Below are 14923 nucleotides of genomic sequence, written 5' to 3'. Positions count from 1 at the left end.
CTGCATAACCCTGCGCAGGGTCAAGATTGCTCCTGCTCGAAAGGGTGTTTTTCAACTTCTTCACGGGTCAACTGGCTGATCAGTTCTTGCCTGGCCAGCAAACGACTTTCCCCTACAGCTTGGGTTTTCGACACATACTCCTGACTGGACAGCCTCTCCCTAGCCAGGTAAAGCCCCTGCATGCGTTCATGCAGCGGTGAGTCAACCGACTGAAAATGCTCGGGGTATTTCTTCTCCAGAAAGCGCTCCCAGAACCCCTGCTTTTCAATGTAAGCAATCCTCGCTTGCGCTGTATCCTCAGTCAAAACATACAGCTTTGCGGCTTCAAGCTGCTCGAGCGTGACATTGGCGACTCTTTCAAAAATCATGCTCTTGGGCCGCGCCGGCAAGCCAAGGTCAGCAGCCAGTTTGACCTGATAAAACATCTGTATCTCCAGCGGATCAACCTTTGCAATTCGCGCCTGCAAATCAGCCGGGCTGAGCCTCTGCGCCAGACGCAGCGCTTGTGCCGAACCCAAACGATAGGCCACACCCTGTTGTTCCTCCGCCGTCATGTTCGCCAAGGGCTCAGATGCAAAATCCGGGCTGACCTCATCGATCAAGCCCTGCAATTGGCGCACGTACTCTGATTGCTCGGCATGGACTGCAGCAATTCGCGCCTCAACAACCCCCTGTACATGTTTATCCAGCAGTTCGATCCGCAGAAGTCCTTGTGCCAGTTGCAGCAGCTCTGCTTCGGCATTGACCGAGCTTTGCGCAATAAAGATCCGGTAACGAAGTTCAAGATCCGAAAAAATCATCGGAATCCCATCGGCGCAGGTATTGGGATTGGCTGAAACCTCAAACAGCTGGTTACGTAATTCGCTGAAATCGTGCATGGCATTGAGAACTTGCCAGACCCGTTGGCTTAAACTTTCACGTCCATGCAAATACTGGGAGGACGCACTGAGGTCTTCCAGCACGCGAAAAAAATCACTCGACCCGGCGATATCCCTCAAGCTGTTCCATACACGCGTCTCTGAGAACGTTGGCCGGGACGCCCAGTGAAAGATGCCGCGTACCTGGTCAACATGCCGACGTCGCGGAGCAATACCAAAACTGATGCCGTACTCTCGCCGATAATTCTCAAGGCGGCGTAACGAGTCGGCACTCAAAGGATTGTCATGCAGGTGAGTAACACTATTGATCGCTGTTCTGCCAGGTGACAAAACCTCCAGTGGAATGCGACTAATATTGTTGTCACGCATATCCAGGGTCTGCAGGTGGCTGAGAGACTCAACCCCTTCAGGCCAAGTCAGCAGACCACTGTAGCGTAGATACAAACGCTCAAGGTCAACCATGCGAGTCACCGAAATACGCCTGCCCAAGGGATTTCCCGTTAAATTCAAAGATTTCAACCGGGTCAGTCCCGCCAGAGCCGAAGCGGTTCGCCCGCTCAATACAATATGATTGTCCTGCAAGTTCAAGTTGACCAATTCGGACATACCGGCAATTTCCACGGGCAACTCACTGAGCTGGTTACTTTTCAGGGACAGGATGCGTAAGTTGGGAAACTTTTCCAAAAATGAACCGGGAAACTTTCCATTGGGTGAGTTGCTCAAGTGCAGTGCACTGACATGGGAAAAATCTGCCGATATCTCAGGCAAGCAATCAACTGGCCAACTATTGAGGTTCAGCACATATCCGGTGTGCTCACCCACGCTCACGGTTGCAGTCTGTCGGCGCCAGACATGGAGCAAAGCCTGGCTGATTGCACGCTTGTCCTGGGTCGTCACCAGTACCCGCGGGCCATTGCGCCGCTGACTCCAGACCGGCGAGTCCACCCAGCGCTCAAGATCGCTACGCAAGGTTTGAAGTTCGGCCTTGAACCTGGCCAGTACCCGGGTGGTCAACGCAGGTGAAAGTTCAAGATGGTATAAAAACTGGCTGACCGTTTCCTCACTCATCAACGGAAAAAGATCCATCACAAGATCCTTTATCACCAATGGCCTGCTCGCTTGCGCGGCATGGCCTGAGCGACCGCTGAGCCTGTAGCCTGCCCGCCCATCGGCCAGGCGCATGGGCGATTTGAACCAGGGTTTAACCTGCTGCATCCCCAGCGCATTGGCACTTTGCGCGCGATGACCGGCCGCATGGGATGCAATTTTCCAGCTTAAAAACACCCCCGGGTCAGTGTCGGGAAGCCCAAGCGACATACGCGCGGAAGACGGCAAGGCTTTGGCCACACATCTGCAAAGATAAGGGCTGCTGTATATATCATCTGTCGCGAGGCCCAAAAAATGGTACTCGCCCGCGCTTTTAAAAATCTCCTGGCTGTATCTGGACAACGGATTACCTACGGAGCTCAGTACTTGACCTGTGGCTCTGTCGCGCAATAGCAAGCGCTGACTGGGTGGCCAATCAGGCAAGTGGGTAAGGGTTTGCCATGCCAATGTATTGCTATCAACGTTACTTAGAGCCTCGAAATAGAGTCCCTCCAGTGCCCGGTTCAAACGCAATAGCTGCGTGTAGCTGCGCGCCTCTTCCAGGATATGCAGCGGCAGGCGCCCGGTGCTCTGCACTGTTGCCATTTCGGCCGGGGCAAGTTGATCCATCAACTCGCCCATCACACTTGCCGGCAAACTCGGAAACTGTTTTTGCAACAGCTCCATCCGGGCTGTCACCACCTCGCCCCGTTTATACAGATGCGAGAACAGGTCAGACTTTGTAGCTTGGGCAAAGCGACCCAACTGGCGCGCCAATGCCTGTTCCTGTTGCTCAAGGCCATCGACAGATTGCCCCAACAAAACCTCGATTTGCGCCGAGGAGAAGGACTCCAGCGTGGTCTTGAGCAATTCTGCGTTCTTGATCTGGGCTTCGGTAACTTGCAGGCGGGGATGCGTAGACTCCACTTCAGGCCCGTACTCCATGACCATGGACCCGCGCATGTTCACCACGCGTAAAACTCTGTCCGCAGGCCAGCCCTCAAGACGAGTCAACAGCTCCAGTTGCAATTGCGCAGTATCGGTAGACACTTTGCCCCCCTGCTGCATTTGTACGATGAAGCGTTGGATCATTTGACTCAACTGCACGCGCCTCATGCTGTCTGCCAACGCAGGAGGTGGCGGCAGGTTATCCATGTGCAGCCTGCGCAACGCATCATCACTGGTATTGGATGCAGCCAGCACACGCTCGACCATAGCGTCCGATAACCCTTGGGCCGCAGGGCCCAACCGACGGAACAACTGCATACGCGACATTTGTATCGGATCATCGAGTTCATGCACCCACGCACCGCTGCCGTTATGCCTGACGCGTGGTGTGTAGGTGTACGGCTCGGTTGGGTGCTGGATATGACACCTTTGTGTCGCAGTATCGATTTTGACCTGATACACCTTGTCTTCCAGCTTGATAAACTGCTTGTTACCCATGCTATAGAGCCCTCGCGCATCGGGCTCGGCATCACCCAGCGCAAGGTTTGGGTATTGGTAAGGCCTGAGATCCGGCCGCCACAATCGTTTTTGACCTTTAACTGACGTGACTGCAACCAGTGCATCCACGACCGGCGATGGCCTGAGTGCTTTTGCCGCTGCAGTGCTGCTGGCAGCCAGCGCAAAATTCTCGGCAACATCGAACAAGTACTCCAGCGCGGCAGCCCGGTCTCCCCGCTGCCACGCCTTGATACCGTCATACACCTCAACCCCCAGTTGCATGACACTGGTTACCAGCAAGATCTCACCCAGAACCGGGACAAAACCCAACGCAACCATCAACAAGCTCACCCCCAGATTCAAGAAAGAGGCCTGACGTGCCAAACGACTTTTAGAGTCTTCATCTTCCGTGGGGACGATCAGCAACCTGGCATCATCTTTAATCTTGGCCAGCTGCAGCCCCCAGGCAATCAAAAATGGATCGTCAAACTTGGGCAGATGCCGGGTTTCGGACATCAATGCAGGTTCATTGATGATCGGTGGGCGGCGTAACAACAACGAATCCCAGGTTATATTTTTCAAGTCCGTGCGCCGCATAAACTCGGCGCGGTAACGCAAGGGAACCAAGTGAAAGAAATACGTGGCAAAGACGCTATTTTTTAACCACTCGCGCAGCGTCGCCTTTAATAAATCAAACGACTCGAATTCGTGAAACGCCGTGCCGGAACTGTTCGGCAAATAAAGTATGCAGGGCTGCGCCTCTTCGGCCGGTTTTCTCTGCGGCCAAAAAACAATAACTCCGGGAACCTCAAAGCCCATGATTTGAAGCGTGCTATGACCTGAGTGAATATACGAAAAGAGAGCACCCGGCGGAATCAAAAAATTCAATATATAGTTATATGATTGTGTCGTGACCTCCGCCTTCATATAGGCCACATGCAAGGCGCAGGCAAATTCCTGGCGCAGATTCTGAACAAATACAGCTTGCAACTTATACGCCTTTGAATTGGCATTGTCGGCAGGCCAATTATCATCCGCCGGTTCAAACACACGCGTCAAATGCCATTGATATTGCATGCCCAGGTTCAGGTCACGGCAGATCTGCGCAAAACCTTCGGGCTTTAATTCGGCCTGTTCAATCTGCTGCGTACCTCTGAGTGCATAAATGCACGACCCCTGGTCGAAGCCGCCTTCAACAGCCTCAAAAGCCTCATAGTTCTGCAACGCTGCCTGCAGCAGGCTGTGATGACTGACGCTCGATACCAGGTTCAGCTCCAATGACTCAGGTGTGAACTTCTCGGGCAAGGCAAGCTGGATCAGAGAATCAACTAGCCTGAATTGTTGCCGAGCAAAAAACAGCAACAGATTACTCAACAAGCGAACCTGTTTTATGCCATACCTCTTGGGGTCAGCATCTGTCCAGCCACGTGCCTTCAGCGCCTCCTTGAGCAACGGCTCGGCGAACGACTCTATCGGCTTGATTTGGGCCAGCACGCGCGCGACCTCGCGCTGAGCCATTTGCCCTAATTTGAAACTGTTAAGTAATCTTTCGCGCAACGTCGGCGACGCATATTTAAACCAGGGTGCAAGCAACCCCGCAATATAGGTTTCGTGCTGGTTTTCAACCGGCACATTCGCCAATCGACGGGCATAGTCGACAACGGATCGTTCAGACTCTGATAACGGATAACTAATAGCATCGGTCATGGTAAAGGCTCGATAGGGATTCGTGCCTTCAGCTTATAGACAACACTAAAAAATAGTCGGCTGAATACTTGATAAAGAATCAGGTTATTTATTAAAAAACATGTTTTAAACGATAATTAACTACCGCACCAGACACAGACGCAGGCGCTGTTGTAAAACTTACAACAGCGCCTGACTAATCACCAGAAACGTGATTGGGTCAAACGACTCCACAATGAGTCAACAACATGTTCCGCCGAACTGCTGGCAGCCAGCCCCACACGCTCCTGCAAACTTTTGCGCTGGGCATAGTGCAGGTGATACAGCTGTGCATTCGCGGCCCGCTCGGACAAATACTCATCGCTGGTTTTCAATTCGTCGACCAGCTGTTTATCGACCGCAGCAACGCCCAGCCACACTTCCCCGGTCGCCACTTCATCAATCGCCAGCTGCGGGCGGTACTTGGACACGAAGTTCTTGAACAGCTGATGGGTGATATCCAGGTCCTGCTGGAACTTTTCACGACCTTTTTCAGTGTTTTCGCCAAATACCGTAAGCGTTCGCTTGTACTCGCCCGCCGTCAGCACTTCATAATCAATGTCGTGCTTTTTGAGCAGGCGATTGACGTTGGGCAACTGCGCCACCACACCGATGGAACCCAGAATTGCAAACGGTGCACTGATAATCTTCTGGCCGATACAAGCCATCATGTAGCCACCGCTGGCAGCAACTTTATCGATGCAGATCGTCAGCGGAATGCCTGCCTGACGGATACGTGCCAATTGCGACGACGCAAGGCCATAGCTGTGCACCATGCCACCACCACTTTCCAGACGCAGCACCACTTCGTCAGTCGGCCTGGCCAGGGTCAGCAAGGCAGTAATTTCATGGCGCAGGCTTTCTGTCGCCGAAGCCTTGATATCACCGTGAAAATCCAGCACGAAGACATTTGCCTTGGTTTCTGGCTGTTTTTTCAGTTTTTTGTCGGCCTTGGCAGTCTGCTTGCGCAGTGCCTTGAACTGGTCTTTGGACAGCAGCGATTGCTCCAGGCGTTCACGCAGGCCCTTGTAGAAATCATTGAGCTTGGTGACCTGCAATTGCCCGGTAGAACGGCGCCCTTTGCCACGCAATGCAGCAACAGTCACCAGCACCACCACAATGGCGACCACCAGAGTCACGGTTTTAGCCAGAAAACTGGCGTACTCGGCAAGAAATTCCACAGCCTCTCCTTGAAAACGATTGCAGCCCGAGGGTCAGGGCCGCGCAATGACAACCAGCATACCGACGCCAACCGGGGCCTGCCAGCCGTGAAACACCTTGATCAGGGGCATTGGCAGCAATTCAAACAAGCGTATGTTTTTTCATTGACAGCCACTTGCCATCCTCCTAACCTCGCCTGACTTTCAGTGCTCAGGAATGACGCGCACGTGGGCAGCATCTATTTGATCAGACATGGCCAGGCCTCCTTTGGTGCAGATGACTACGACAAGTTGTCACCACTGGGCGTGCACCAGGCGCAAATTGCCGGTCAGCATCTGGCCGAACTGGATTTGCGCTTTGACCGTTGCCTGGCCGGTGATCTGACACGTCAGCAAGACACCGCACGCCATGCCCTGGCACAACTGCACGCCGCCGGGCTGCCCGCCCCTACACTGGAAACAGACGCTGCCTTCAACGAATTCGATGCTTACGCCATCCTTGATGCCCTGCTTCCCGGCTTGCTGCCGGACGAGCCAGAGGCCCTGACGGCGATGAACAATGCCGCCCACAATCCGGCCGAGTTCCAGCGTATCTTTGAGCTGATCATCGAGCGCTGGCTCAGCGGCACCTGGGACACCCCCGGCCTGGAAACCTGGCTGGGCTTTGTCGAACGGGTTCAGGGCGGACTCAATCGCCTTCTTGACCTTGCCAAAGGCCAGCAGAACATTGTCGTGTTCACTTCTGCAGGCACCATTACGGCCCTGGTCCACCTATTGACCCGAATTCCGGCCACCGATGCCTTCAAGCTCGGCTGGCAAATCGTCAATACCTCGCTCAGCCAGCTCAAGTTTCATGGCCGCGGGGTCACCCTGGCTTCCTTCAACAGTCATGTGCATTTGCAACTGTTGAAGACGCCGTCACTCATCACCTATCGTTGAGCGTCGGCAACCGCGGCCTTCGGGCCGCCGTACTCCACCCTATATAAGGATCGAACCATGACTTCTGTAGCTGATGCCGTTCAAGCAATGAAAGCCAAATTCAACCCAGCCGCTGCTGCAGGCCTGGACCTGGTTTTTGGTTTCCGCATCGATGAAGATAAACACTTCTCGCTGATCGTTAAAGACAGCACTTGTGAACTCAAAGAAGGTGAAAACCCTGACGCCCAGGTCACCCTGGTGATGGACGGCGAGACCCTGGAAGGCATCGTTAGCGGCGAAACCGATGGCATGCAGGCATTTATGGGCGGCAAACTGCGCGCTGAAGGCGACATGATGCTGGCCATGAAACTGAGCGAACTGTTCCCGGCCTAAGCCACACGCAGCACCGAAAACCGAAGCCCACGCGCTTCGGTTTTTTTTGCCCTGCGGTTTATTGAGGCAGTGGCCATCAAAGACGCTGATCCCCTGCTAACAGCCCTGCCTATTAAGGCAGCAGCCGACTTGTCGAGACCCGGGCCGCCCATTAGATTAGCGAATGTTGTCAGGCCTCAACTATAAACAGAAGAGATAAACATGGCGCTTACCGACTCGTCCACCCGCATCCGCACCGGCGAAGAACTCGACGCCAGCCGCATTGACCCTTACCTCAAGGCAAATATTCCTGGCCTTGTGGGGGAACCTGCGATCAGCCAGTTCCCCGGCGGCGCCTCGAACCTGACTTACCTGATTGAATACCCGGGTCGAGAGCTGGTACTGCGCCGCCCGCCCTTTGGCCAAAAGGCCAAATCGGCGCACGACATGGGCCGCGAGTTTCGCATCCTCAATCAGCTCAAGGACGCCTTCCCCTACTGCCCCAGGGCCTACGCCCACTGCTCCGACGAAAGTCTGATCGGCTCCGGGTTCTATGTCATGGAACGGGTCAGGGGCATCATCCTGCGCTCGGATCTGCCGCAGGAACTGGCATTGGGCGCCGACGCCAGCAGAACCCTGTGCAAGAGCTTTATCGACAAACTGGTCGAGTTGCATCGCGTTGACTACAACGCTTGCGGCCTGGCCGATCTGGGTAAGCCGCAAGGCTACGTGCAGCGCCAGATCAGCGGCTGGAGCGAGCGCTACGAAAAGGCCCTGACCCCGGATGCACCCCATTGGCACGCAGTAAAAGACTGGCTGCACGCCAAAATGCCAGCCGACTACCCGACCCCGGCTATCGTTCACAACGACTACCGCTTTGATAATGTGATCCTAGATCCCGCCAACCCGATGCAGATCATCGGCGTGCTGGACTGGGAGCTGACTACGCTGGGTGATCCGCTGATGGACCTGGGCAACACCCTCGCCTACTGGATCGAGGCGGATGACCCAGCACCGGTGCAACTGATGCGGCGCCAGCCGAGCAACGCTCCGGGTATGTTGACCCGCCGCGAATTTGTGGATTACTACGCCGAGCGTTCCGGGATTCAGATAGACAACTACGATTTCTACTACACCTACGGCCTGTTTCGTCTGGCGGGTATCGTTCAACAGATCTACTACCGCTACTACCACGGCCAGACCGCAGACAAACGTTTTGCCCAGTTCATACAAATGAACGCGCTGCTGGAGCAGATGAGCCTCAACGTCATTCGCCGCTCCAGCCTCTAAGCCCCAGATAACAGGGAATCAACATGTCCAGGACTCAACTGTTCGACCTTGATGGCAAAATCGCTTTTGTTTCCGGTGCCAGCCGCGGCATCGGTGAAGCCATTGCCAGGCTGCTGGCCCAACAAGGTGCCCACGTCATTGTCTCCAGCCGCAAACTCGAAGGCTGCCAGCCAGTGGCCGATGCAATCATCGCCGAGGGCGGCAAGGCCACTGCCATCGCCTGCCATATTGGCGAAATGGAACAGATCACTCAGACCTTTGCGCGCATACGCGCAGACTTTGGCCGCATCGATATTCTGGTCAACAACGCCGCGACCAATCCGCAGTTCTGCAACGTACTGGACACCGACCTTGGCGCTTTCCAGAAAACCGTCGATGTAAATATTCGCGGCTATTTCTTTATGTCCGTGGAGGCAGGGAAGCTGATGCGTGAGCACGGCGGCGGCAGCATCATTAACGTAGCCTCGATCAACGGCGTATCGCCGGGAGTGTTCCAGGGTGTGTATTCGATGACCAAGGCAGCGGTGATCAATATGACCAAGGTGTTTGCCAAGGAATGTGCAGGGTTCGGCATTCGTTGCAATGCGTTACTACCGGGGCTGACCGACACCAAGTTTGCCTCGGCGCTGGTCAGCAACGACGCCATTCTCAAGACCGCCCTGCAACACATCCCGCTCAAACGCGTCGCCGCCCCCGGCGAGATGGCCGGGGCTGTGCTGTATCTGGCAAGCGATGCATCGAGCTACACCACGGGTATCTCGCTGAATGTAGATGGCGGATTTCTGTCCTGATGCCAAGCGCTGCCACGATGATCTGGCAAGCCTCAGACAGCGTGGGCAGCACAATGCCTGCGGTGCAGGCAGCGTGGCGTATCACACCAAACCGGAGCACTATCATCGCGAACAGGCCCGCCGCCGCAGGTTATCCATCATCAGTGCTTGACCGGTCTCCAACGCTTGAACAGGCTGTTGTAACCACTTCTGGCCGTTTGCAGCAAAAGCCCACGCACCTCGGTCAGTGCCGATACCGCCCCTTTGGCAGCCCCCACCCAGGCCCTGGCCCGTGAACTTTGCTGCGCTATCGGCGAACCTGTGACATACGCGGCGATGGCCTCGATCCCGACCCCGGCCCAGTAAACCCACGTCTGATTGAACATCCTGCTCATGCCTCCATGAAACGTGGCCATCCCTGGCGGGATCTGCAGCGTATTCACGTGACGATCCAGCTGAGCAGATTGATGGCCTGCGCGAATGTAAGAACCCGCCGCCCCGTCATAAGCCTCGATCACAGGGGCTATATTCGGCTGCAGTGGCCCTGGCACAAACTGACCATAGACCGCGTTGGGAACAGTAGCCAGGCCATAGGCACCTGCGCTCATCATCGTTCGCATGACTCTGGAGCTTACCGGGGTCTGGCCCCAGGACACGCTGTCACCGTAACCTCTCAAGGTCTGCTGCAGGACTTCACGTGTAAGTGAGCGCACATGCCCCGCCAGCCTCACTCGAGCCACGGGATCCCAAACCTCATCAGAACCCGCCCCCTCGCTGGCACCTCGCATTTCAAAGCCCCTGTGCGTAACGTTTGCGGCAATAAAACCGATAAAGGGGCTCCAGTGAGTCAAGTTTGCAAAAAGCCCGGTACCCATGTGCATGACAGCCAGTGCATCAATGGCATTTACCGTACTTCGCAAGGCAACATTGAGCCCGTGAGTCGGTTGACGACCCTCAAACAGGGCCAGGTCGACCCCCACCCCGACAACATTACTGATCCAGGTTGCCAGCCCATCACGAATCGCGGCGGCACTCGAAGCCTGCCACCGCGACCTGATCTGCCTGGACAGCCCGGAGATGGCCGAGTGCAATCCGGCAAACCGGCCAATAGCCGCCTCCGAACTCAGCAGGCCCTGCTCGTCGACCCTGCCGACGGGATTGCCCAGCGCCATCGCGTACAGGTTCATGCCATCAATATCATCGCCCGGATCGGCGCTGATCCAGCGCGCCAGCCACGGTGCGTAATACCGCAAGCCGTAATAGTAAAGCCCGCTGGCATCGCGCTCCTTGCCCGAATAGCGAATAAATTTATAACGGGCTTCAAGGGTATTTTTCGTCGCCCACCAGGCAGTGGCTCCATAGGGGTAGTAGCTTTCCTGACTGAGTAACCGCCCAGAGCCATCCAGCTCCAGCATGCTGCAGCCCAGATGGTCCGAGAGGCTTAAACGCATGTGTTCGTTATCGATGCTTTCGGGGCGCCCCTTCTCCCACTGCAATATGCTCGCGCTATTGAGATCACCGGCCACCGTCAGCACATTCAACCATTCGCCCGTGGCGCTGTTGCGCCGGACTTCGAGACCGGGCAAGTAATACACCTCTTCACGACGGGGCTGACGATGGCCATGGGACTGTCTGATTTTAAGCGCCCTTGCCCCGCTGCTGTCGTAGACATAGGCCTCATCATCGTTGGCACCGTCCTGGCGTGTGACACGGGTAACTCGCTGCAATTGATTGCGCAGGGTCCAGCTCAGCCACTGCCCCGGTTCGAGTACCTGCTGGTTGCCATTCGCGTCAAAGCCGCTTGCCAGCCCGGGGCGGGCGGGCAGCCCCGACTTTTGTTCAAGGCCGTGATTGCTGTGGTCAGCCACGTTCATCTGTCGCGTATAGCCGGAACCGTGGCTGGGCATGTGTTGCAGCCGGGCAAGATTGCCGCCTGCATCGTAGGTATACGACTGACGGTAGTTACGCATACGCTGACCGTTGGCCGCACCCAGGCCCGCAGCAACGGGCAGCTGCGGGCCATTGAGATTGCTGGCGTTTTCACGGCCCGTGGCTTCTATCAGCTGGTAGAGCGAGTCGTAGGTATAAGTGCTCAATGCTTGCAGCCGGGTATTATCAGACCACAGCACAGGTTGCGCTGCATCACGGATATTCAGCACATTGCCAACCCGGTCATAGACATAGTTCAAGTCCTGCAAGGCTTCACCCGGATTACTGGTGCGCCATGTTTTCAGTTGCTGCAGGCGGTCATCCAACGGGCTGTAGGCCAGGGCACGCACTACCCCGTTGCCCGACCGTTCAACTTCTATCTGGCCGCTCGCGTTATAGGATCTTTGCTGCACCACACTGTGCTGGCGACCGCTGCCGAGATTGACCATCACCGCAGCCAGCAGACCGTCCACATCATGGCGCATACGCTGCCGATTGCCCTGGGCATCGATTTGCTCAACCAACTGGCCCACAGCATCACGGCGCCATTGAGTGCGCCAGCTTCGGGATTCAAGGTGCTGCTCACGCAACCCGGCCTGCGGCGACCAGTTGGGCGCTTGGGATGCGTCACGTACGAATCGCCGTGACTGACTCGTCACATGCCCCAGCAGGTCATAGCCCTCAAACCACAGCGTGCCGGCAGGGTCGTCATGACGAATCAGCCGGGCGCAGCCATTTTGGCGCGCATGCACAGCGCTGTTGTCGGCATAGGTCAGACGCTCGACACAATGCGCAACCTCAGTTCCGGCGCCCTGTTCGAATACGGCGTTCAGGCGCAGCAGTTCATCGTATTCCCAGATGCTGCGGGTACCCCGGGCATCCCAACTAAAGCGCAGTTGCCCGCCCGCCCCTGCCAAGCTGATACGCACGCCGCGGTCAACACTGTCGCTGCGCAGCAGGCGCCCCGACAGCGAAGATCGATTGCGCTGATTGGGCACCGTAGTCGGATTTTTACGGCGCAATGCCACCAGACGCGGATCCCACTGTTCGGTCAAAAAACCGCTGGGGCCAAACACCTGGCGGCTGATCCTCGCTTCAGGTTCCTGCGCCGCAGTGCGCCGATGACAGGCCACCGTGCAGATGGCCAGCCCGCGAGGGTCATAAGCGGTTAGCAAGGGAGTATGGCGATGCAAGGCTTGGGGCATAAATCAGCTTCCTGAACTGCACAATAATTAAAAAGTGTAGTGATCAGAATGCTTGCCCCACGGGCCAGAGCGGACAGGCTTTGTATCCAGATAAGTTAAATTACAGCAGAGCCAGCCGTTTCAGATGGCTGCCGCTTCCCCCGCCTTACAGCGCGCTGCCTGATGACGTGCATTCACCGCTATCAGGCAGCGCTCGGCCTCTTGCACCATCTCGTCGATCAGGCTCTGGCAACTTTTCAGTTCGCCAATGGCAGCGGCCACCTGCCCGCTGGACAAAATCCCCTCATCCGGTACGCCATCCACCATCGAGCGCTGCAACAGCACCGGCTGATTGGCCGCCATCACCGTCTGCGACAGCGCAGCAGGGTCTTCTTTTATTGATTTGGCAAATACACCGAGCATATGCCCAAGGCTCATGCCGGTGTGTTGCTTCCAGTGCCAGGCGCTGCCCAGGGCAATGCGCAGGCGGCCAAAGGCACCGGCTTTTTCCAGACGATTGATAAAAGCGTTTTCGATCATGCGGTGGCGCATGCCATCCACTGCCGTCGTCACGCGAATCTGCTGTGGGTCGGTCACTTTCACGTAACGCTCCAGCGTCGCGATCGGGGTGGGCGATTCCTGGGTCATCAGGAACCGCGTGCCCATGGCCACCCCGGCCGCACCTGTGGCCAGCGCTCCGGCCAGCCCGCGCCCGGTGGAATAGCCCCCCGCGGCAATCACCGGCACCCGCACCGCATCCAGCACCTGCGGCAGTAAAATGGTGCTCGGCACGCCCCCGGTATGCCCGCCACCCTCGCCGCCCTGTACGGTGACCATGTCTGCGCCCAGTTCCACGGCCTTGAGTGCGTGTTTAAGCGCACCCACGGTGGGAATGCACAACACCCCGGCCTTTTTGAAACGCCCGATGGTCTGGCGGTCGGGGCCGCGGCCATAGCTGACGGCTCGCAGGCGGTACTTGATGGCCAGGTCCACGCACTGCGCGGCGTTTTCCTGGAACATATGGAAATTGAGGCCGAAATTACTCCCCCCCGTGGCCTCGATCACCCGCAGGATTTGGCCCTCCAGCTGATCCGCCGCAATGGTCGCTCCGGCCAGAAAACCGAAGGCCCCCGCACGGGTACTGGCGATCACCAGATTGGCGTCCGCTACCCAGCCCATCGCGGTTTGCACAATGGGGTAACGGCAGCCCAGGGCATCGGTCAACGCCGTTTGCAGATAGTCACTCATCCACGCTCTCCCGCAGCACTCTTGTTCGCTTCAATCATGGCCTTGGCGTCATAGCCGCCCAGCTTGTCCCCGGACAGCAGCTCGTTATGGCTATGGGCGAAGTGATGCCAGGCAAACACCGCGTCCATCGCCGTACGCTTGCCCTGCAAGTCCTCGACGTGATTGATCGCCTGCTTGGTCAGGGCCAGGCCCATGCGCGGCTGTTTGGCGATGGCCGCTGCCAGCGCATAGGTACCGGCCTCCAGCCCTTCGCGGGTAAACAGGCGATTGACCATGCCCATCTGGTAGGCGCGTTCGGCGCTCATACGATCGCCAGTAAACAGAAACTCCTTGGCAATGCGCGGGTTCAGTTCATAGGGGTGGGCAAAATACTCAACCCCCGGAATGCCCATGCGTACCACCGGGTCCTGAAAAAAAGCATCGTCACTGGCCACGATCAAATCACAGACCCAGGCCAGCATCAGCCCGCCGGCAATGCACGCCCCCTGCACCATGGCAATGGTCGGCTTGGGCAGTTCGCGCCAGCGCCGGCACATGCCCAGGTACACCTCTTGCTCGCGGGCATAGAGGTACTCGCCGCCCGGCTTGTTGGTGTGGTCCCACCACAGGCTGGCGCGCTCAAATTCCTTGTTGATATCGCGCCCCGGCGTGCCGATATCGTGCCCTGCGGAAAAATGCTTACCATTGCCGCGCAGCACAATGACCTTCACCGCATCGTCATTGACGGCACGGCGCAAGGCGTCGTCCAGGGCGTAGGTCATCTGTGAGTTTTGCGCGTTATTGACGGTCGGCCGGTTCATGGTCAGCGTGGCGATACCATCGGCCACCCCATAAAGCACCGGGTCCTCGGTTTCATACACAGCGGTGTCAGCCCGCTGCACAAATTCGCTGTCGCTGCTCATATGAACTCCTGGCCA

General features: G+C 56.8%; 9 protein-coding genes. 4 read left to right on the top strand and 5 right to left on the bottom strand.

The window, feature by feature from the left end:
• Positions 1-20: 20 nt before the first annotated feature.
• Positions 21-5117, bottom strand: a complete 5097-nt coding sequence (locus V6L81_RS13940) for an NEL-type E3 ubiquitin ligase domain-containing protein (protein WP_338660047.1) — start codon at positions 5115-5117, stop codon at positions 21-23.
• A gap of 179 nt (positions 5118-5296) precedes the next feature.
• On the bottom strand, positions 5297-6316 hold the full coding sequence (gene sohB, locus V6L81_RS13935; RefSeq protein ID WP_095000406.1) for a protease SohB: 1020 nt from the start codon (positions 6314-6316) through the stop codon (positions 5297-5299).
• Positions 6317-6523: 207 nt separating this feature from the next.
• Here sohB and V6L81_RS13930 point away from each other — a divergent pair, with 207 nt between their 5' ends.
• From V6L81_RS13930 to V6L81_RS13915, 4 genes are all read left to right on the top strand, one after another.
• Positions 6524-7234, top strand: a complete 711-nt coding sequence (locus V6L81_RS13930) for a histidine phosphatase family protein (protein WP_095023576.1) — start codon at positions 6524-6526, stop codon at positions 7232-7234.
• 57 nt (positions 7235-7291) lie between these two features.
• Positions 7292-7606 carry an SCP2 sterol-binding domain-containing protein gene (locus tag V6L81_RS13925; RefSeq protein ID WP_095000408.1) on the top strand — a complete coding sequence of 105 codons (315 nt, stop codon included), beginning with the start codon at positions 7292-7294 and terminating at the stop codon, positions 7604-7606.
• Between the two features lie 201 nt (positions 7607-7807).
• Complete coding sequence (locus tag V6L81_RS13920) at positions 7808-8875, top strand: phosphotransferase family protein (protein ID WP_095023575.1); 1068 nt, start codon at positions 7808-7810, stop codon at positions 8873-8875.
• Positions 8876-8898: 23 nt separating this feature from the next.
• The gene (locus V6L81_RS13915) at positions 8899-9666 is read left to right on the top strand and encodes an SDR family oxidoreductase (RefSeq protein WP_095018034.1); all 768 of its coding nucleotides are present in this window, start codon (positions 8899-8901) and stop codon (positions 9664-9666) included.
• 140 nt (positions 9667-9806) lie between these two features.
• Here V6L81_RS13915 and V6L81_RS13910 read toward each other — a convergent pair whose 3' ends face one another.
• The 3 genes from V6L81_RS13910 to V6L81_RS13900 form a co-directional block, all read right to left on the bottom strand.
• Positions 9807-12779, bottom strand: a complete 2973-nt coding sequence (locus tag V6L81_RS13910; RefSeq protein WP_338660046.1) for an RHS repeat-associated core domain-containing protein — start codon at positions 12777-12779, stop codon at positions 9807-9809.
• 120 nt (positions 12780-12899) lie between these two features.
• Positions 12900-14006 (bottom strand): nitronate monooxygenase family protein, encoded by a 1107-nt coding sequence (locus tag V6L81_RS13905; RefSeq protein WP_095000412.1) that lies wholly within the window; start codon positions 14004-14006, stop codon positions 12900-12902.
• Positions 14003-14908 carry an enoyl-CoA hydratase gene (locus V6L81_RS13900; protein ID WP_095000413.1) on the bottom strand — a complete coding sequence of 302 codons (906 nt, stop codon included), beginning with the start codon at positions 14906-14908 and terminating at the stop codon, positions 14003-14005. The genes V6L81_RS13905 and V6L81_RS13900 overlap by 4 nt, the downstream gene beginning before the upstream one ends.
• Positions 14909-14923 lie beyond the last annotated feature (15 nt).

Origin of the sequence: Pseudomonas bubulae, assembly GCF_037023725.1 — a bacterium.
Classification (GTDB): domain Bacteria; phylum Pseudomonadota; class Gammaproteobacteria; order Pseudomonadales; family Pseudomonadaceae; genus Aquipseudomonas; species Aquipseudomonas bubulae.
The sequence above is the reverse complement of the archived record's forward strand: the minus strand, read 5'-3'. Positions and strand labels throughout refer to the sequence as shown.